Source organism: Streptomyces sp. NPDC057900, from assembly GCF_042887885.1.
In the GTDB taxonomy this organism is placed as follows: Bacteria; Actinomycetota; Actinomycetes; order Streptomycetales; family Streptomycetaceae; genus Streptomyces.
Window position 1 is genome coordinate 182635 of record NZ_JBHVOI010000010.1, and the last position, 18667, is coordinate 201301.

General features: G+C 71.9%; 16 protein-coding genes. 5 read left to right on the forward strand and 11 right to left on the reverse strand.

The features are described from left to right. Positions 1-24 precede the first annotated feature (24 nt). Positions 25-630: a GPP34 family phosphoprotein gene (locus tag ACFVQ0_RS29285; RefSeq protein WP_390092194.1), complete on the reverse strand. Its 606-nt coding sequence runs from the start codon at positions 628-630 to the stop codon at positions 25-27. A 183-nt stretch (positions 631-813) separates the two neighbouring features. Further along, on the reverse strand, positions 814-1641 hold the full coding sequence (locus tag ACFVQ0_RS29290; RefSeq protein WP_390092195.1) for a class I SAM-dependent methyltransferase: 828 nt from the start codon (positions 1639-1641) through the stop codon (positions 814-816). A 73-nt stretch (positions 1642-1714) separates the two neighbouring features. Here ACFVQ0_RS29290 and ACFVQ0_RS29295 point away from each other — a divergent pair, with 73 nt between their 5' ends. Next, a complete protein-coding gene (locus ACFVQ0_RS29295) occupies positions 1715-2329 on the forward strand; it encodes a TetR/AcrR family transcriptional regulator (protein WP_390092196.1) in 615 nt (204 codons plus the stop codon). Positions 2330-2338: 9 nt separating this feature from the next. Here ACFVQ0_RS29295 and ACFVQ0_RS29300 read toward each other — a convergent pair whose 3' ends face one another. From ACFVQ0_RS29300 to ACFVQ0_RS29330, 7 genes are all read right to left on the reverse strand, one after another. After that, positions 2339-3571, reverse strand: a complete 1233-nt coding sequence (locus ACFVQ0_RS29300) for a GNAT family N-acetyltransferase (protein WP_390092197.1) — start codon at positions 3569-3571, stop codon at positions 2339-2341. 50 nt (positions 3572-3621) lie between these two features. Next, positions 3622-4746, reverse strand: coding sequence for a peptidase C39 family protein (locus ACFVQ0_RS29305; RefSeq protein WP_390092198.1), 1125 nt, complete (start codon positions 4744-4746; stop codon positions 3622-3624). A 103-nt stretch (positions 4747-4849) separates the two neighbouring features. Continuing rightward, the gene (locus ACFVQ0_RS29310; RefSeq protein ID WP_390092199.1) at positions 4850-6955 is read right to left on the reverse strand and encodes an iron ABC transporter permease; all 2106 of its coding nucleotides are present in this window, start codon (positions 6953-6955) and stop codon (positions 4850-4852) included. Further along, complete coding sequence (locus ACFVQ0_RS29315) at positions 6952-8016, reverse strand: iron-siderophore ABC transporter substrate-binding protein (protein ID WP_390092200.1); 1065 nt, start codon at positions 8014-8016, stop codon at positions 6952-6954. The genes ACFVQ0_RS29310 and ACFVQ0_RS29315 overlap by 4 nt, the downstream gene beginning before the upstream one ends. Positions 8017-8171: 155 nt before the next feature. After that, positions 8172-9038 carry an ABC transporter ATP-binding protein gene (locus ACFVQ0_RS29320; protein ID WP_390092201.1) on the reverse strand — a complete coding sequence of 289 codons (867 nt, stop codon included), beginning with the start codon at positions 9036-9038 and terminating at the stop codon, positions 8172-8174. Between the two features lie 166 nt (positions 9039-9204). Next, positions 9205-10074, reverse strand: a complete 870-nt coding sequence (locus tag ACFVQ0_RS29325) for a helix-turn-helix domain-containing protein (RefSeq protein ID WP_390092202.1) — start codon at positions 10072-10074, stop codon at positions 9205-9207. A gap of 10 nt (positions 10075-10084) precedes the next feature. Further along, positions 10085-11038 (reverse strand): aldo/keto reductase, encoded by a 954-nt coding sequence (locus tag ACFVQ0_RS29330; RefSeq protein WP_390092203.1) that lies wholly within the window; start codon positions 11036-11038, stop codon positions 10085-10087. 84 nt (positions 11039-11122) lie between these two features. On the opposite strand from ACFVQ0_RS29330, the gene ACFVQ0_RS29335 reads away from it, so the two are divergent. Continuing rightward, complete coding sequence (locus ACFVQ0_RS29335; protein WP_390092262.1) at positions 11123-12100, forward strand: ArsR/SmtB family transcription factor; 978 nt, start codon at positions 11123-11125, stop codon at positions 12098-12100. Positions 12101-12541: 441 nt separating this feature from the next. Here ACFVQ0_RS29335 and ACFVQ0_RS29340 read toward each other — a convergent pair whose 3' ends face one another. Both ACFVQ0_RS29340 and ACFVQ0_RS29345 read right to left on the reverse strand, forming a co-directional pair. Beyond that, complete coding sequence (locus ACFVQ0_RS29340; protein ID WP_390092204.1) at positions 12542-13735, reverse strand: agmatine/peptidylarginine deiminase; 1194 nt, start codon at positions 13733-13735, stop codon at positions 12542-12544. 181 nt (positions 13736-13916) lie between these two features. Next, a complete protein-coding gene (locus ACFVQ0_RS29345; protein ID WP_390092205.1) occupies positions 13917-14507 on the reverse strand; it encodes a TetR/AcrR family transcriptional regulator in 591 nt (196 codons plus the stop codon). Between the two features lie 198 nt (positions 14508-14705). On the opposite strand from ACFVQ0_RS29345, the gene ACFVQ0_RS29350 reads away from it, so the two are divergent. The 3 genes from ACFVQ0_RS29350 (at position 14706) to ACFVQ0_RS29360 (ending at position 18634) form a co-directional block, all read left to right on the forward strand. Next, the gene (locus ACFVQ0_RS29350; RefSeq protein ID WP_390092206.1) at positions 14706-15287 is read left to right on the forward strand and encodes a TetR/AcrR family transcriptional regulator; all 582 of its coding nucleotides are present in this window, start codon (positions 14706-14708) and stop codon (positions 15285-15287) included. 360 nt (positions 15288-15647) lie between these two features. Beyond that, positions 15648-17405 carry an amidase gene (locus tag ACFVQ0_RS29355; RefSeq protein WP_390092207.1) on the forward strand — a complete coding sequence of 586 codons (1758 nt, stop codon included), beginning with the start codon at positions 15648-15650 and terminating at the stop codon, positions 17403-17405. Positions 17406-17620: 215 nt separating this feature from the next. Continuing rightward, positions 17621-18634, forward strand: coding sequence for an agmatine/peptidylarginine deiminase (locus ACFVQ0_RS29360; RefSeq protein WP_390092208.1), 1014 nt, complete (start codon positions 17621-17623; stop codon positions 18632-18634). Positions 18635-18667: the final 33 nt, after the last annotated feature.

Below are 18667 nucleotides of genomic sequence, written 5' to 3' on the forward strand. Positions count from 1 at the left end.
GCTAGCGTTCCCCCGCCGCCCGGCTCACGGACCGCGCCAGACGTTGGCGAACGCCGCGTTCTCGATGGACCTCCGCTGGCGAACGGCCTCCAGCTCCATCACCGCGTCGTGGACGATGGCCACGACGGTCGTCACCGCCTCGTCGTCGAAGCCGGGCTCCTCGTCGGCGTCTTCGCCGCCGAGGCCCACGACTGCGGCGAGGGCGGTCAGGACGGGCTCCCGCTGCTCCCAGCGCTCGGCTGCCCGGCGGCGCGCGGGTGTGTCGGCCGGTTCCACGCGCTGGGAGCCGAAGGAGAGCCGGCCGCCGCGCTTCGGCGTCAGCTCACCGGCCTCCTCCAGGGCGCTCTGGTACGCGGCCGAGAGGTCCCGGCCCCGGCGCCACAGCCAGTCCTCGATCCGCTCGTAGGGCGCCTGCCGGACGAGCGCCTCGACGGCCTCGCCCATGAGCCGGTCGTCCTGCGCCGGTGCCATACCCGGAACGATGCGGTCACCGTCCACCGCGACCGCCTCCACCCCGATGAGATCGATCAGCTCGGCTCCCGCGAGCGCGAGCGACAGGTCCCCCTGGCCCACGGAATTCTTCGGCCCCGGGTCCGTGGCGATCGTGAACAGGTCCTTCGCCGTGGTCATGAACGGCTCCCCTCGGAGACATCGACAATGGTGCGCCCCGCCGGGCCGGCCCGGCGGCGGAACGGCTGTCACGATCAGTATCGCTCCCGCCCCCGCGCTCCGGAGCGCTTTCACGCGGCGGTGCCGGATCCCGCCGAGGACCGGGGAGATATTCCGGCCTGCGGTACGAACGGACGGACGGCCTCAAGAAGTTCCGGCACGCACAGCGGTGGCGGCCAGGGTGGTGTACTCCATCGTGAACTGCCCGCCGAGGGAGTCGATGGCTGCCCCGACCGCGTCCAGTACTTCGGCCAGCTGCTCCGGACGGAGCTGTGTGAGGCCGCCGGTGGTGGGCAGCAGATCGAGCCATTGGCCGCGTGTGTAGGACCGCCGCCAGTCGAACCGCCACTGTTCGGGCTCCTCGAAGTGTCCGGTCCCGCGGATCGTGTCGGCGGACTTCGCGTACGCCGCCCGGTAGAGATCGAGCGGCCGCCGGGACGGCGTGCCGTTGAACGGGGAGTCGGGCACCACCCGGCGGTACGCGGCGGCGAACGGTTCGGCCACCTCGGCAGGTGGCTCGTACGCGTGCCCGAAGATCGCCAGCCGTCCTCCCGGACGGAGCACGCGGGCCGCCTTCGCGGCGCCGACGACCGGGTCCACCCAGTGCCACGACTGGGCGGCGACGACCGTGTCGAACCTCCGCCCGGCCGGCTGCCAGGCCTCGAACGCCGCCACCTCGACCGGCAGCCCGCGCGCCCGCGCGAAGTCGGCCATCCGCGCATCGGGCTCGACGCCGAGCACGGCGCAGCCCGCGGCCTGGAACTGCCGGGCGGCGATGCCGGTGCCGCAGCCGATATCGAGCACCTCGCGTCCGGGGCTCCCGGCGACGATCCGTGCCACCAGCGCGTCCGGGTATCCGGGCCGGGCCGTGTCGTAGCGGTGCGCGTCCACACCGAACGACTCCGCCATCCGCCGGGCCCGGTGCGGCTCCTGCGGGGCCGGCTCAGACTGTTCTCGCGGTAGAGTGGGCATGCGCCCACCATAGTGGGCGCATGCCCACTGGACAACGGGTGCCGACGGGCAGACCGCACGGGAGGAGCCGCACGTGCCGACCGGGGTACACATGCGCGACGCGCGGCAGCAGTTGTTCGACGCTGCCGAACGCGTGCTTCTGCGGGCCGGGGCGAACGGCCTGACCAGCCGGGCCGTCACCGACGAGGCGGGCTGCGCCAAGGGCGTCCTGCACCGGCACTTCAGCGACTTCGACGCCTTCCTCGTCGACCTGGTGCTCGACCGGGCGGCGCGGCTTGAGCGGGAGTCGGACGCGCTGGCAGGGGCCGTCGGCACCGGCACGGTGGCGGACAACCTCACCTCTGCGCTGGCCACCCTCTTCGGCCCGGTTCCGGTGGCGATCATCCCGCTGATCACCTTCCGGGACGAGCTGCGCGCACGGCTGCGGGAGGCGATGCCTGGAGGCGGCATCGCGATCCTGGCCCAGGCGACGACCACGGTCTCCGCGTGCCTGGCGGCCGAGCGCGAGCTGGGCCGCATCGCGGCCGACGCCGACATCGACTCGCTCACCCTCTCCCTGGTCGGCGGCGGCCATCTCCTGTTCGCGGACAGCTCCGCGGGGCCGCCGTCCACGGAGGCCGTCAACAAGCTGGTGACAGCGGTCATCGCCGACGCCGTACGGAGACGACCGGCCGGATCGACTCCCTGAGCCGTCTGGCTAGAACCAGTGCAGGCAGTGCGGTGCGTTCTCCGTACGGAAGAGCGCGTCCGCGAGGGCGGCGGCGCCCGGTCGGCAGGCCCGGATGTGTCCCGCGCGCACGAGCGTGCTCGGGGCGATGCCTCCCAGGTAGAGCGAGCCCAGGTCGCGCACGTCCAGCGCCAGGTCGGGCTGCCGGTCCGTGGGGACACAGGCTGCCTCGCCCGCGCGGACGGTCAGCAGATAGCGGCCACGCTCGCCGAGGAACGGGTCGTCCACATCGAGGACGAGCTCACCGTCCGCGAACCAGCCGCGTGCGGTCAGGGCGCGCGGGACATCGAGCAGACGCACCCACAGCCAGTCGGCGTGGTCGCCGATCTCACCGGCGCGGATGTCCGCGAGTTGCCAGCGCAGCGGGTGCTCGGGCGGGACGTGCCGGAACACGACCTGTGAGACCAGGTCGTGGCCGAGTACGAACCGGGCCAGGTCCGTGAAGACCGCGTCGTCGGTGGCGATGGTCTCGTCGACCGTCAACGTCGTGTGCTCGCCGATCGAGTAGCTGGCGTACCCGTCCGCCGCCCCGTCGGCGTCCCGGTGGACGGCGACGTAGCGCGGCGTGGAGGAGACCGGCGACTGCCCCGCGCCCAGGGCCCACCAGCGGTGCGGCCGGGACAGCGCGCCGGGCTGGGCACGCCGGTACCGGTCGTAGACCTCTTCGAGGATCTCGCCGCACTCGGCACGCCGCAGCACCTCGACCGTTCCGCCGGCCGTTCCGGTCGCCGGTGCGTCGGCCGTACCGGGAGCCCGGGGAACGGCGAGGGCGGCCCGGTGGCGCGGCACCGTCAGCCGGGTGGTGAAGGTCGCGGGCCCGTAGCCGAACCTGCCGTAGATCGGAGCCTCGGAAGCCAGCAGCACCGAGAGGAACTCACCCCGGGACCGTACGTCGGAGAGCTGGCGCCGCATCAGCTCGCCGAGCACACCGCGCCGCCGGTGCGAGGGCAGGACGCCGACCGCGCTCACCCCGGAGACCGGAGCGAGGGTCCGGCCGGGCAGGGTGAGTTCGAAGGAGTACGCGGCGGCGGTGCCTACGGGCCGGCCGTCCTCGGACAGGGCGAGCAGGCCGCGCTCCATTTCGAGCGCGGACCACCAGCGTCCGCCGGCCGCGACGGGGGTTTCCGGGAACAGCCCGAACGCTGTGTGGACCGTGTCGACGAAGACGTCCAGGTCCGCATCGGTCGTGGGTCGGATCTCCATCGCTGTCGCTTCCCTCTCGCCGTACCGGCACGGTCGGTCATGGTGTTCGTTCACAAGGATGGCGCCGCGTCCCGCCCGTCCGGGCGCCCGATGGTCACCGCTCCCCGGAAGTCCTCCGGCGCGATCACCGACATCGTGCCGAGTGACGCGTCGGGGACCGGCAGGAGGTGGGCGTCGACCCAGGTGTCCCCCGTCGTCGCGTTGGCCCAGGGGTCTTCGATCACTATGGCGCCGGGAACGGTGCCGTGGCACAGCACCCAGTGCGGCACGTCGAATCCCTGCATCCGGGCGAGCGAGAGCAGGAGCAGCACGTGCTCGCGCCGGCCGAGCGCGTCCCGGATCGCGGCGAGGGAGAGGCGGCTCGGGTCAACGGGGACACCGGTGCGCTCCGCCTCCGTCCGGGAGGCGCTCTGGAGCAGGGCACGCCACTCCTGGTCGCTCTCCTGGAGGTGGCCGAGCAACACCGGCCGGTCGGTGTCCAGATGGACCGTGACCGGGGACGAGGGCCAGGCCCGGCGCAGGGCGACGCCGAGCCCGACGGGCTCGCACGCGAGGAAGTTGGTGGCGTCGCGCCACAGCGTCAGTTCCGCCTGCCGGTCGAGCGTCTCCCACTCCAGCGCGCCCGCGTGCGCCTGCGCGACCAGAGCGGTGACGGCGCCGCAGGTGAAGTGCGTGGTCTGCCCGTAGTACGCGGGTGCGGTCGTGATGCCGTCGCACAGCCAGCGGACGTATCCGGCGGCCGGCCCCGCCGCGCCCTCCGGCTGCGTGAGCGGCTGGGTCAGGGCCGCGAAGCCGGTGGCGGCGACGTCCTCGGGACGCGCCGTCCACCCTTCCCACTTGACCTGCGCGAGTGATCGGCGCTTCGCGTGGGCGACGACGGCTTCTACGGCCGCGCGTACGTCACCGACGGCATCGACGATCTTCAGGTAGGCCGTGTCCGGACGGGCCGTCACGAGCGCAGCAGCGGTCCAGCGCTCACCGTCGGCTCCGGGAACGGCCACGAGGTGAGGGGCGTGGGCGGAGCGGTCGACGGTACGCCAGCGCTCCGACACCTCACGGCCGACGAGGCCCGCCAGCTGAGCCGGCGGGGCGTCGGGCTCATAGGGGACGACGATGCTGTTGGCACCCCGCACGGGCTCAGCGGGCCGCGTGGGCGATTCCTGATGGGGCAGCATTCCGGTGCTCCTGAAGGGACGGGGGGACGGGGACGGGGTGGACTTGGAAAGGGGGGAGGGAGCAGCCCGAACCTGTCGGCGCGGGCCCCGCCCCTCCCCCGGGTCACGCGCCGGACTTCCGGAGCACCCACACGAAGTACGGTGCGCCCACCAACGCGATCATGAGGCCCGCCGGCACCTGGGCGGGGGCGACGACCGTGCGGCCGAGGGCGTCCGCCACGCACACCAGCAGCCCGCCGAGCACCATCGAGACCGGGATCGCGCGGCCGTGCCGGGCACCCACCAGGGAACGGGCGAGGTGCGGGGCGACGAGCCCCACGAAACCGACGACGCCGACGGCGATCACGCTGAGGGCCGCGAGGACCGCGGCGATCGACAGGGCGGTGAAGCGGGTGCGCTCCACCTTGACGCCGACGATGCGCGGGGTGTCCTCATCGACGGCGAGCAGATCGAGCCGGCCACGCATGAACAGCAGTACGGGCAGGGCGAGAGCCAGGGCCACCGCGACCGGGACGACGTCGGGGAAGGTGCGGCCGTAGGTCGTCCCGGAGAGCCAGGTGAAGATCCGGGGCGTGTTGTACGGGTCCGCGCGCAGCAGGAGGAAGGTGGTGACGGCGCTGAGTCCGTACCCCATGCCGATGCCGATCAGGACGAACCGGTCGGGCAGGAACCCGCCGCGCCGGGCCAGCAGGGCGATCAGCGCGAAGGTGGCCAGCCCCGCCGTGACCGCGACCGCGATGAGCACCGGCCGACTGCCGGACAGACCCGAGGTGGCGACGCTCGCCGCGCCGAGGCCGGCGCCCGCCGAGATGCCGAGCACCCCGGGCTCCGCCAGCGGGTTGCGCACCGAGCTCTGTACGACGCAGCCGGCCAGTCCGAGCGCCGCGCCCGCGAGGATCGCGGCGGTCACGCGCGGGACCCGGTCGTCGAGCGCCTGGCCGATCAGGTCCGGGGCGGCGCCCTGGAGCCAGAGCACGATGTCCCCGGTCCGCAGCCAGAGGCTTCCCGCCAGGACGGCGGTGAGGGCCGCCGCGACCAGCAGGGCCACCGCGCCGGACGTGACGAGGAGGAAGGCACGGCGTGAGCGTGCGGCGACCCGCGCTTTCGGGGGCTGCCGGAGTCCGCCCGTGTCCCGCAGCCGCAGGGCGAGGACCACGATCACGACGGAGCCGAGCAGCGCGGTCGGCACGCCGGTGGGGATGGAGGCGGCCCCGTCAGCCCCCTGCACCGCGCGCAGGGACGCGTCCGCGAGCAGGACGAGCAGCGCGCCGAGCAGTCCGGCCGCCGGGATCAGAAGCAGGTGCCGGCGCAGGGCGCGAACCCGCCCCGCGATCAGGCGGGCCACGACGGGCGCGCCGAGACCGACGAAGCCGATCGGGCCGGCGAGGGTCACCGCCGTGCTGGTCAGCAGCACCGCGCAGATCACGGCGGTCACCCGGGTGGTCCGGATCGGCACGCCGACGGTGGCGGCGGCGTCGTCGCCGAGGTTCATCACGTCCAGCCGCCGGGACAGTGCCAGGGCGACGCAGAGCACCACGACGACGAGCGGTGCGGCGCGTACCGACGCGTCGATGTTCAGCTGCGCCAGCGAGCCGCTCCCCCAGGCGAAGAGACCGGTCGTGTTCTGGTTGAACAGGATGAGGAGCATCCCGGTCGCCGCGTCCAGGGCCAACGCGGTCGCGGATCCGGCGAGGATGAGGCGGGTGCCCGCGGTGCCCGCGGCACGGCCCGCGAGGAGCAGCACGAGTGCCGCCGCGACGAGGCCGCCGGCGAAGGCGACGGCGCCCGACGCCCACAGCGGGACGGCGAGGCCGAAGGCGGCGACGAGCGTGAGGGTGAAGTAGGCCCCGGCCGTGACCGCGAGGGTGTCCGGCGAGGCGAGCGTGTTGTGGGTGACGGACTGGAGCAGCGTGCCGGCGCAGCCGAGGGCGAAGCCCACCGCGACGCCCGCGAACAGGCGCGGCAGGCGCGATCCGGTGAGGATCTCGCCGACGGGCGCCCCGTCCGCGCTCTCGTGTCCCCCGGCGAGGTGGCGTACCAGATCGCCGACGCCGACGCCCGATGTCCCCTGGGTCAGGTGCCACAGGCCGACCAGGACGGTGGCGGCGAGCAGGAGGGCCAGGACGGCCGCCCCGGCGGGGCCGCTGCCGCCGCGCTTCGCGCCCGGCAGCGGCCCGGCCCCGGGTGCCGCTGTGCGTACCGTGCTCACTTCTTGTCGAGTACGTCGACGTACGCGTCGATCGCCTGCGCGCAGGAGCGCGGGCCGCCGGCGCCCCAGACCCGTGCCGGGAACGCGTGGGCGCGGCCTTCCTTCACGGCGGGGAGCTTCTTCCAGATCGGGTTCTTGTTGAGCGCCGCGACGTATCCGCCGGCGCCGTCGTCGTTGGCGTAGAAGAGGTTGGCGTCGCCCACGGCGGTGAGTCCCTCGACGTCGGTCTGCGCGAGGCCGTAGGCGGCGTCCACGCCTCCGTCGCCGTGCTTCTTGTTGATCTCGTTGCTCCACGCCGGGGTCATGCCGAGTTCCTTGCCTATCTCGGTGAACAGGGCGCCGTTCGCGTAGGGGCGTACGGTCAGGTTGCCGCCTTCGAGCCAGCCGTCGAAGAACAGGAAGTCCTTCGTCGGCAGGTCCGCCTCCGTGACCTGCCGCTTCGCCGTCGCGAGGTGCTGGTCGAACTCCTTGAGGACCTGGTCCGCCCGCTCCGTGCGTCCTGTCGCCTCGCCGATCATGCTGAACACCTTGCGCATGTTCCCGATCGGGTCCTTCGGGTCCGCCCCACGCGTGGCCATCACGGGGACGCCGCGCTTCTCCAGCTTCTTGATCGTCTCGTCCTTGGCGTCGAACGCCTCCACGACGATGAGATCGGGCTTGGCCGCGTAGAGGGTGTCGAGGTCGGGCTCCTCGCGGGTGCCGATGTCCGTCACGCCAGCAGGCAGCTTCTCCGCGCTGGTCCAGGTGCGGTATCCCTTGGCGTCGGAGACGGCGGTGGGGGTGACGCACAGCGTCAGCGCGTCTTCGACCTGCTGCCATTCGAGGACCGCGATCCGCTTGGCGGGCTTGTCGAGTTTCACCTGCCGGCCGACGCCGTCCTTGAAGGAGACGGGCTCCGTCGAGGGGGTGGTGGTGTCCTGGGCGCAGTCCTTCGACGCGGGGGACGCGGCGGCGCTGCTGCCGGCCGTTGCCTTGTCGACGTCGGTCGTTCCGCAGGCCGTTGCGGCGAGCAGGGCGATCCCGGTCGCGGCTGACGCCGCCAGGCGACGGGCACGGTTCATGAGGGGTTCCTCTTTCACAGGTGAGGGGTGGTCGACGCGGGGACGGTGCGTCGGTGTTTCAGGCCGGCCCTGTACCTCCCCGGAGCGGCCGAAGTGCCGTTCCGGGGAGGTACCGCCGTATTCGGGAGAAGTGGCAGGTGAGAGGTGTCGCCGTGTCAGGAGAGGTGGCGTCCGAGTGGGTCGATGCGGAGCCGCCCCGTTCGTGGGTCCACGGCCACCTCGACGCGGATGTCGTAGACCTCACCGATGTTCTCGGCGGTGAGGACGTCCGCGGGTGCGCCCGCCGCGTACACCCGGCCCGAGCGCATCAGGACGAGCGTGTCGGCGACACGGGAGGCCTGGTCGAGGTCGTGCAGCACGATCCCGACCGCGATGCCGTGTTCCTCGACGAGGTCCCGCACCAGGTCGAGCGTCTCGAACTGGTAGCGCAGGTCGAGGTGGTTGGTCGGCTCGTCCAGCAGGACGACGTCGGTGCCCTGGGCCAGACAGGCCGCGAGCCAGACACGCTGCATCTCCCCGCCGGAGAGTTCTCCGACCTGCCGCGCGGCCATGTCGCGCACTCCGGTGACCCCCATGGCGTGGTCGACGGCGGTCCGGTCCTCCGCGGTCGGCCCGGCGAAGCCACGCCGGTAGGGATGGCGCCCGAACGCGACGACCTCGGCGACCGTCAGCCCTTGGGGAGCGGGCCTCGACTGGGAGAACAGGGTGACCTCGCGGGCGAACCCACGGGAGCTGAGCAGGGACGCGTCGCGTTCGGGCTCTCCCTCGGGGGCGCCGAGCGTCACCCGGCCGCCGTCCAGCCGGTGCAGCCGGGAGAGCGCCCGCAGCAGCGTGGACTTCCCGCTGCCGTTCGGCCCCACCAGGGCGGTCGCACGGCCGGGTTCCAGCGCGACCGAGACACCGTGGACGACGGGTTTGCCGCCGTAGCGCAGCACCAGGTCGTGCCCGATGAGCGCGGCCACCGGGGCGGCGGCAGGGGCGGCCGCGGGTTCTCCGGCAGACCGGAAGGGGCTTGTGAGCATGACGGTGTCCGGACGATCGGAGGGGCGGGGACCGCGGTAACCGCCGTCCGGTCCGACCGGAACAGGACGCGCGCCGGCCCACGCACGGACAGCGTCCTGCGCGGCGAGCACCAACTAAGGGTTACCTAACTCCGTGAAGGTAGCATTCCGCTTGCCGGGTGGACAATCAGGAGTTCTGGTCACGCGATACGGGATTCCGGACATCCCGCGACGGTCCGGCGGCCGCGTCGAAGAACGCACCCGGCGTGACTCCCGTGACCCGCCGAAAGGCGACGATGAAGGTACTGGGCTGCGCGTAGCCGAGCACCTCGGAAACCGTGGTCACCTCGAAGCCTTCGGCGAGGAGCATCAGCGCCCGGTGCACGCGCAGCATCTGGCGCCACTGCGCGAAGGAGAGACCCGTCGCCTGCCGGAAGGCGCGCGTGATCGTGCGGTCGCTGATCCCGAGCCGCCGCGCCCAGTCCTCCAGCGAGCGGCCGTCGGAGGGATCGTCCAGCAGGGTTTCGGCGATGGCGTCGATCCTCGGATCGCCGGGCAGCTGCAACGCGAACTGACGCTCCGAGGGCCGGATCACATCGAAGACGACCGACTCCGCCCGCGCCCTGGCCTCCGCGTCGAGCCGCGCGGAGGCCAGATAGGTCAGCAGCGACTCCAGCAAGGGGGTCATCGCGATCGCCATGGGTTCCGCGAACGCGAACGGGGTGCGCTCGGGGGCGAAGAAGGCGTCGGAGAACTCGGCGCCCGCCGTCGCCCGGCCCCCGTGGACCATCCCCGCGGGCATCCAGAGCCCGTGCCCCTCGACCACGGTCAGCACCCGGTCCCCCACCCGGGACGTCAGCGTTCCCCCGCGCACCCAGACGAGTTCGTGCAGGGAGTGCGAGTGCGGCGACCACTCCGTGGGGCCGGGGACGATCCGGGACCCGGCGAGGATGGCACCCGCCGCCGCCTCCGGGACCGGTGCGGCCGGCCGCACCACCGTGCCCGCCTCACGCCGCCACATCCCGGGGGTCACCGCACCACGGGACGCTCGAACCATGACGAGGAGTCTATCGGTGCCGGTCAGCACCGGTTCCGGAGCCATGGCACACGCGTCCATACCCTCTCGCGGGAAGGGGATCCAGGGCGGCGAGTTCATCCCGGGACAGGCGCAGAGTGGCGACGGCGACGTTCTGGGCGAGGTGGTCGAGGTCGCCGGTGCCGGGGATGGCCAGGACGTGGGAGCCCTGGTTCAGGGTCCACGCCAGCCGGATCTGGGCCGCGCTAACGCCGCGGGCGCGAGCGACGGCTTGCACCTGAGGGCTGTGGTCGGCGGTCGCACCGGCGGTGCGTCCGGTGCCGGCGATGGAGTAGAAGGGCACGAACGCGATGCGCTGCTCACCGCAGCTGTCCACAAGCTCCTTCTGCTCGGGTGATGAGCCGAGGCCGTACATGTTCTGGACGCAGACCACCGGAGCGATGCCCTGGGCCTCGGCGAGGTGGTGGGGGCGGACATTGGACAGGCCCAGGTGCCGGATGAGTCCTGCCGCGCGCAGTTCGGAGAGCGCGCCGAAGCGTTCGGCGATGGAGTCGGTGCCGACGATGCGCAGGTTCACCACGTCGAGGTGGTCGCGGCCGAGCTGGCGCAGGTTCTCCTCGACCTGGCCGCGCAGCTGCGCGGGGGTGGCGTGCGGCAGCCACTGGCCCGAGGGATCGCGGCCGGGGCCGACCTTGGTGGTGATGACGAGGTCGTCCGGATAGGGGGCCAGTGCCCTGTTGATCAACTCGTTGGCCGAGCGCAGTGGTGAGAAGTAGAACGCGGCGGTGTCGATATGGTTCACGCCCAGGTCGAGCGCGCGACGAAGCACGGCGATCGCCTGGTCCCGGTCGCGTGGGGCGGCGTCGGCCGCGAACGCTTCGCCGTGCTGAGTCAGCCGCATCGCGCCGAAGCCGATCCGGTTGACCGTGCGGTCGCCGAGCGTCCAGGTGCCGGATGCCGCCGCGTTGGTCGTCTGTGAAGTCATGGCGCGATGATGTCCGCGCGGTAGGGTGGCCGCCATTGATTAAGGCATACCTGAATCCAACAAGGGGTGGTCGTCGTGGCGGAGCTGGCGTTCTCGGCGAGCGACCTGGCGCAGGTACGGTTCGCCGTCTCGCCGATGTGGGAGATAGCGCCCAGCTTCCGGCTGCTGGTCTCCGGCAGCACACATCCGGTCCACCGGACCTGGGCCGACCAGGTACGGCCGCGTCTGCTGGCCGCCGGGCTGGACCGGGGCTGGCTGTCCGAGCTGATCCCGCCCACGGGCTACGTCCCCGACTTCCTGAACCCCGCACCCGCCGCCCCGGCCCCCACAGCGGAGTCGGAACGGGACGCGATCCGGACCTCGCACGCCGACCGGGTACGCCAGGACCTCGACCACCTGGCCCGCCACCAGGGGAGCCTCGGTCCCCGGCTGCGCACCCTGCACGCCGACCCGCGGGCCCGCCTGGCCAAGGTCACCGAGGAGATCGAAACGTACTGGGAGCTGGCACTCGCCCCCTACTGGGCCAGGATCCGGTCCGTACTGGAGGCGGACATCCTCTACCGGGCCCGAGCGGCCGCCGAGCACGGCACCGGCCACCTCCTCAACGACCTGCACACGTCGCTGAGCTGGGACGGCAGCGCGCTGCGGATGTCCGGCCGCAAGCAGCCGCTGGCCCGCGCGACGGCAGGCACCGGCCTGCTGCTGATCCCCTCGGCCTTCACCGGACCGCGACTGCGCACCCGGACGACGCTGCCCGATCCACCGCAACTCGCCTATCCCGCGCGCGGTGTCGGCTCGCTCTGGCAGACGCGGCCCGCCACCCCCTCCGACGCCCTCTCCGCCGTGCTCGGCCGCTCGCGGGCCCTGCTGCTGACCGAACTGGAAATCCCGGCCTCCACCACACAGTTGGCCCATCGCACGGGCCTCTCCGCTCCCGGTGTCTCCCAGTATCTGACCGCGATGCGCGAAGCGGGCCTGGTCAGTGCCCACCGGGCCGGCCGCTCCGTCCTCTACGCCCGGACCGCCGCGGCCGAGTCCCTCCTCGAAGCCGCCCGCCGCTGACCTCCTCCGCGGGGGTGCGGAGGAGGCCGGTTGTGACGCGGTCGCCGCGCCTGCGAGTCGGACGGCGCCGCTTCCGCTCAGCACCGGTCAGGCCGAACGCAGGGCGTCTGTCGGAGATGCCCCGGCCGCGCGAAGAGCCGGGTAGATACCGGCGACGGCGGCAACCAGTACGGAGACCAGCGGTCCGGCGGCGACCGTGCAGAGCGGGATCCCACGGTGCTGAGCAGGCGCGGCATCGGCCTGGACACCGTGCGCCGGATCGCCGGACGTAACGGCAGGCCGCTGAAACCGACCCCCAGGGAACTGCGCGTACTGGAGATGCGGCTGCCCTCGGACGGCGCCCCAGTCGCCACCGAGGAGCTGCGGGAGACCTTGCGGGACGCGGCACTGGACCCGGCCACCACCGCGGTCCGGGTCACCGTGCGCTCTCGGGGCGCCGTGTCAGGCGGCGGGTTTGCCGGGCTGGTCGTGGGTCGAGCAGTGGATACCGCCGCCGCCGGAGGCGATGGCGTCGATCTTGACCTGCACGATGTCGCGCTCGGGGTACTGCTCCTGCAGGATCCCCCGGGCGCGGTCGTCGGCTGCGCGGTCTCCGAACTTGGGCATGAACACAGCGCCGTTGGCGACGTAGAAGTTGGCGTAGCTCGACACGAAGTCGTCGCCCCGGCCCGTGATCCTGTCGAGGTCGGGCTGCGGCAGGTCAATGATCTGGAATCGCCGCCCCCTGGCGTCGGTGGCCCTGGAGAGCACGGACCTCGCCTGGTCGGAGGAGCGCGACCAGGAGTCGGCAGGCATCCCGGGGAACGACTTGTCCAAGAGGACCACACCGGGTGCGGCGAACCGCACGAGGCTGTCGACGTGCGCATCGGTGATGTCCTCGCCGCGCACTCCGGCCAGCCAGATCACCTTCTGCAGGCCCAGGGTCCGCTTGAGTTCGGCCTCGATCTGGTCCCGGGTCCTACCGGGGTTGCGGTTCTTGTTGACGATCGAGCTCTCGGTGACGAGCAGGGTCCCCTCACCGTCGCTCTCGAAGGACCCTCCCTCGGCGACCAGCGGCGCCTGGACGCGGGGGATTCCGTACTCCCGCAGCAGGGTGCGGCCGACGCGGGCGTCGTTCCTGTGCACCTGCTTGTTGCCCCACCCGTTGAAGTTGAAGTCGACGCCTGTGACCTTGCCGCTGTCCTTCACGAAGACGGGCACGGTGTCACGGGCCCACAGGTCGTCGACCTCCAGGGGGATGGCCTCGACCTGGGAGCCGCACGCCTTCTGGGCCGCGGCCCGCTGCGAGGGCCGGGCCATCAGGACGACCTCTTCGTATTCGGCGACCGCCCGCGCCACCCGCGCGATGTCCTCCCGTACGTAGGGCAGGTCCTCTCCCCAGACCGACTCCAGCGCGGGCCACGACATGAAGGTCCGCGTGTGACTCTCCCACTCGGCGCCCATGTGGCGCCCGCCCGTGCCCTCGCTGTCCCTGCTCGGGGCGTCCTCACTCGGGGCGTCCTCGCTCGGGGCACCGGAAGCATCGCCCTTCCGCGCGAGTTCGCCGGGGCCGCAGGCGGAGACGCCGAGAACGGCCGCGCCGACTCCGGCAAACGTCAGCAGGGCAGAACGGCGGGAGCGAGGAAGTGCGGTCACAGTGGACTCCGATCGTGGGTGGACAGGATGAAGGCATCCGGCCGCAGTGGGGGTCACGAGGCGGTATGGCGTACGGACTCGGATACGAGCCCCTTCGGACCGTCACAGTGTCATTGACTGTAATTTCAGTCAATTCTCACCGGGCTCCCGGACTCCCGGGCAGTCTTCACCAAGGAAGCCACTACGCGGGAAGGACACCCGACCGCCCTATTTCCACCGCTATCGCCTCCATTATGAGTTCCTGGGCGTGCTCCAGCGAAAGGACGCCGCTCAGCCAGCGCATACTGAGCCCTTCCAGCAGTGCGGTGAGCCGTTCGGCCGACTCGGCGAGGGCCGTTGCCGAGGCGCCGGGGAGCACTGCGCCGAGAAGCCCCGCGACCTCGCGGGTCCAGGCCGTACCGGCTTCGGCCAGGTCACCCCGCAGCGCGGGGTCGAAGACCGCACTGGCCCGCAGCTCGCCCCAGGCGATGCTGTTCTCACGCACCTCGGGCAGGTCCTGCAGCTCCAGCAGGAAGGACTGCTCCAGCTCGCGCCTGCGACAGGCGGGCGCGCTGCCGCCACATCGCTCGGCGGTGTACCTTTCCGCCCGTTCACTGATGAACTCCAGGGTGCGCAGCAGGATGCCGGCCCGGTCCGTGAAGTGGTAGTAGATCAGTGCGGCGGAGACGCCAGCCTCCGCCGCCAGCTCCTCCACCCGCAGGCCTCGCACCCCGCGGCGGGCTATGAGCCGCGCGGCCCCTGCCAGGATTGCCGTTCTGCGGTCCGTCGCCACTTGATCCCTCCTGGTGTTCCGCATGACCATGCTGCCATATATTGACTGAAATTTCAGTTAGAACGATCGGATGGCAGCCGCCCGCACGTCTCCGCCGGCACGCCCGGTCGCCGGACGTCCGAACCGGGGCCCTGTCCCGAACGTCCGGCTCCCGGGCCGCCACCATGAGAGCGTCAAGGGGCCGGTAGGGTTCGCTTCATGGCCTCACGCAGTACTCAGATCCTCGAAGCGGCCGCCCGGGTGATCGCCCGGCGCGGGGTCCGCGGGCTGCGCGTGGAGGAGCTCGCAGCCGAGGCGGGTGTGTCCACCGCGCTGATCTACTACCACTTCAAGGACCGCACCGGGATCCTGCGCCAGACGCTTGAGTTCATCAACAACCGCGCCGAGCGTTACACCACCAGCCGCGACCCGGACGCCCCGCCGCCCAGTCCCCGCGAGGAACTCGACGAGACACTCCTGCTGGAACTCCAGGACACCGTCGAGGTGCGGGAGAACAGCTCGGCCTGGGGGGAGCTGCGGGCCAGCGCCGTCTTCGACGAGGAGCTGCGCGAGGACCTCGCCCGAGCGACCTTGACATGGGTGCAGGACGTGGCCGCGCTTCTGGGCCAGGTGCAGCCGATGGCGTCCGCCTCGTCGCTGGCCGCGACCGCTGAGCGGCTCACCGCCCTTCTGGAGGGCCTGAGCATGCGCTGGCTGAGCGGCGGGATCCGGATCGGCCACGCCCGCGATCTGATGCGCGGTGCCATCGACGCCGAGCTGGCGCGCCTGGAGCAGATCTAGCGCGTCCGCCAGGAGGCGCCCGGTGGCGCCGGGCAACACCGGCGCCTATTCGATCACCGGAGCAGATCCCAGAAGGTCCATGGTGCGGGTGAGCCCTGATGGCTTCACATCTTGTCTATTGACTGATTTTTCAGTCAGTGCCACCATGATCCCACCGAGCCCAGGCTGTTTCAGGCCACGACGTGGGTCGCAGGCCATCGCGCCCCGCCTCCCACCGAGCGGACCGGCTGTTGCTGTTCGCCGCGCACATCCGCCCCGGGCCGCAGCCGCGGACGCCTTACGCCGGCGGCCCGGCACCGCACCCTTCGAGGCCGACACCTCACACCGCACCGTCCGACCAACCACCTTGGAGGCACCCGCATGGCACCCCCATTCGACGTCGTCGAGACAGGCATCGCCGACCTCCGCTCGGCACTGGAGAAGGGCGAGACCACCGCCGTCGGCCTGCTCGACGCCTACCTCGCCCGGATCGAGGCCTATGACCGGCCCGGCACCGCCACCGCGCTCAACTCGCTCGTCGTGATGAATCCCGACGCCCGCGCCGACGCCGAGGCTTCCGACGCCCGCCGCGCACGCGGCCGGATCCTCGGCCCTCTCGACGGCATCCCCTACACCGCCAAGGACAGCTACCTCGCCAAGGGGCTGACCTCCGCGGCCGGCTCGCCCGCGTTCGAGGACCTCGTCGCCCGACGCGACGCCTTCGCCATCGAGCGGCTGCGCGCAGCGGGGGCCGTACTCATCGGCCTGACCAACATGCCCCCGATGGCGAACGGCGGTATGCAGCGCGGCGTCTACGGCCGCGCCGAAAGCCCGTACAGCGCCGACTGGCTCACCAGCACCTACGGCTCCGGCTCGTCCAACGGCTCGGGCACCGCCACCGCCGCCTCGTTCGCCGCGTTCGGCCTCGGCGAGGAGACCTGGTCCTCGGGCCGGGCGCCCGCGTCGAACAACGCGCTGTGCGCCTACACCCCCAGCCGCGGCGTGATCTCGGTGCGCGGCAACTGGCCGCTCGTGCCGACCATGGACGTCGTGGTCCCCCACACCCGCACCATGGCCGACCTCCTGGACCTCCTCGACGTCCTCGTCGCCGACGATCCGGACACGCGCGGCGACCTGTGGCGGTCCCAGCCGTGGGTGCCGCTGCCCGCACCGTCCCAGGTGCGCCCGGCCTCGTATCCGGCGCTGGCCCCCGCGGACGCGGTGTCGGCGCGCGCGACGCTCGTCGGCAAGCGCGTCGGCGTGCCCAGGATGTACATCAACGCCGACCCCGAGGCCGGGACCAACCCGCACGGCGGCATCGGCGGTCAGACCGGGCAGCGGATCGACACGCGTGCCTCGGTCATCGTGCTGTGGCAGGCCGCCCGCGGTGTCCTGGAGGCTGCGGGCGCCGAGGTCGTCGAGGTCGATTTCCCCGTGGTGACCAACTATGAGTCCGACCGCCCCGGAGCGCCGTCCCTCCTCACCCGGGGCCTGGTCGGCCGCGGCTTCCTCGCCTGCGAGGCCCTCAACCTGTCGGCCTGGGCCTGGGACGACTTCCTGCGCGCCAACGCCGACCCGGCGCTCCCGTCCCTCGCCGACGTGGACGGCGCACGGATCTGGCCCAAGCACCCCGGCGAACTACCGGACCGCTACGACGGCTTCGACGACGTGATCGCCGACTACCCCCAGCTGGTGCGTGATCAGCCGTACGGGTCGGTCACCGAGATCCCGCACCTTGAGCAGGGGCTGCGCGGGCTTGAGGAGACCCGCAGGATCGACCTGGAGACGTGGATGGACGAACTGCGCCTGGACGCCGTGGTGTTCCCCGCGGTCGCCGATGTCGGGCCGGCCGACATGGACGTGAACGAGACCTCCGCCGACCTCGGCTGGCGCAACGGCGTGTGGGTCGCGAACGGCAACCTCGTACCGCGCCACCTCGGCATACCGACCGTGACCGTTCCGATGGGCACCATGACCGACACCGGCATGCCCGCCGGGCTGACATTCGCGGGCCGTGCCTACGACGACAACGCGCTGCTCCGACTCGCCGCAGCCTTCGAGGCGACCGGGCAACGCCGCACGGAGCCGCAGCGCACCCCGCGGCTCGCGCCCGGCCGACGGATCACCGGCACCCGCTGAGCCGAGCGCGGCGTGAGAAGCGGGCGCGCTCCGTGAGTACGCCTGGTCCACGCCGTCGATCCGGCGGCGATTTCAGACATCCACTTCTCTTGACTGAATTTTCAGTTGAGAGGAGGATTCCCCCACATCCCCGTACTGGCCCCATGGCTTGAACCAGCCTTGTGCTCGACCTTCGACTGTCGACGAGTACATCTGGCGAGAAGAAATGAGACGTGATGACCGCATTCCGTATGCCCGCCGAGTGGTCCGAGCACGAGGGGTGCCTGATGGCATGGCCCACCCGCCCGGATTTGTGGGGCAGCGTGCTGGACGAGGTCAAGGAGGAGTATGCGAACGTAGCCCGCGCCATAGCCGGGTTCGAACCGGTCACGATGGTCGCCCCTCCCGGCCACGGCGACGACGCCCGGACCTGGTGCGGCCCGGAGATCACCGTGGTGGAACTGCCGGTGGACGACTCCTGGTTCCGTGACTCCGCCCCGCTGTTCGTCCTGGACGGCGACGGCCACCGTGCCGGGGTCGACTTCCGCTTCAACGCCTGGGGCGAGAAGCACCACCCGTACGATGCGGACGACCGGGTCAGTGGCCTGCTCCTGGAGCACCTCGGTGTGGAGCGCGTCCACTCCGGCATGATCCTCGAAGGCGGAGCGATCACGGTCGACGGCGAGGGGACCCTGATCACCACCGAGCAGTGCCTGCTCCACCCCAACCGCAATCCGGGCCTGAGCCGGGACGAGATCGAGGGCGAGCTGAAGTCCCGGCTCGGCGTCAGCAAGATCGTCTGGCTGCCCTACGGCGGCCTGCTCGACACCGAGACGGACGGACACGTCGACGGGGTCTGCGCCTTCGCGGCACCCGGCAAGGTCGTGGTCTCCCTCCCCGATGACCCCGACCACCCCGACTACGCGCGGATGCGCGCCAACCGCGCGGTGCTGGAGGTCGCCACCGACGCCCGGGGCCGGCGCCTGGAGATCATCGACGTCCCGCAGGTGGCCTACGCCGAGGTGGCCGGTGACGAGGTCGAGGTGTCGTACCTGAACTACTACGTCGCCAACGGCGGTGTCGTCGTCCCCGTCGCCGGGGTGCCGCAGGACGAGGACGCGCTCGCGGTGATCGCCGCCGCCTACCCCGGCCGCAAGGTCGTCGGGGTGCGGACACCCGTGGTCGCGTTCGGCGGGGGCGGCGTCCACTGCATCACTCAGCAGATCCCCACCGCCCGCCCCCTCGCCTAGGGGTGTCCGACCGTACCGCCAGCTCCTGCCGGA

Coding starts and splice junctions, on each gene's coding strand:
- ACFVQ0_RS29360 (WP_390092208.1), top strand. CDS start 17,621: ATGACCGCATTCCGTATGCCCGCCGAGTGGTCCGAGCACGAGGGGTGC.
- ACFVQ0_RS29305 (WP_390092198.1), bottom strand. CDS start 4,746: ATGCTGCCCCATCAGGAATCGCCCACGCGGCCCGCTGAGCCCGTGCGG.
- ACFVQ0_RS29330 (WP_390092203.1), bottom strand. CDS start 11,038: ATGACTTCACAGACGACCAACGCGGCGGCATCCGGCACCTGGACGCTC.
- ACFVQ0_RS29315 (WP_390092200.1), bottom strand. CDS start 8,016: ATGAACCGTGCCCGTCGCCTGGCGGCGTCAGCCGCGACCGGGATCGCC.
- ACFVQ0_RS29300 (WP_390092197.1), bottom strand. CDS start 3,571: ATGGAGATCCGACCCACGACCGATGCGGACCTGGACGTCTTCGTCGAC.
- ACFVQ0_RS29285 (WP_390092194.1), bottom strand. CDS start 630: ATGACCACGGCGAAGGACCTGTTCACGATCGCCACGGACCCGGGGCCG.
- ACFVQ0_RS29320 (WP_390092201.1), bottom strand. CDS start 9,038: ATGCTCACAAGCCCCTTCCGGTCTGCCGGAGAACCCGCGGCCGCCCCT.
- ACFVQ0_RS29325 (WP_390092202.1), bottom strand. CDS start 10,074: ATGGTTCGAGCGTCCCGTGGTGCGGTGACCCCCGGGATGTGGCGGCGT.
- ACFVQ0_RS29350 (WP_390092206.1), top strand. CDS start 14,706: ATGGCCTCACGCAGTACTCAGATCCTCGAAGCGGCCGCCCGGGTGATC.
- ACFVQ0_RS29355 (WP_390092207.1), top strand. CDS start 15,648: ATGGCACCCCCATTCGACGTCGTCGAGACAGGCATCGCCGACCTCCGC.
- ACFVQ0_RS29290 (WP_390092195.1), bottom strand. CDS start 1,641: ATGCCCACTCTACCGCGAGAACAGTCTGAGCCGGCCCCGCAGGAGCCG.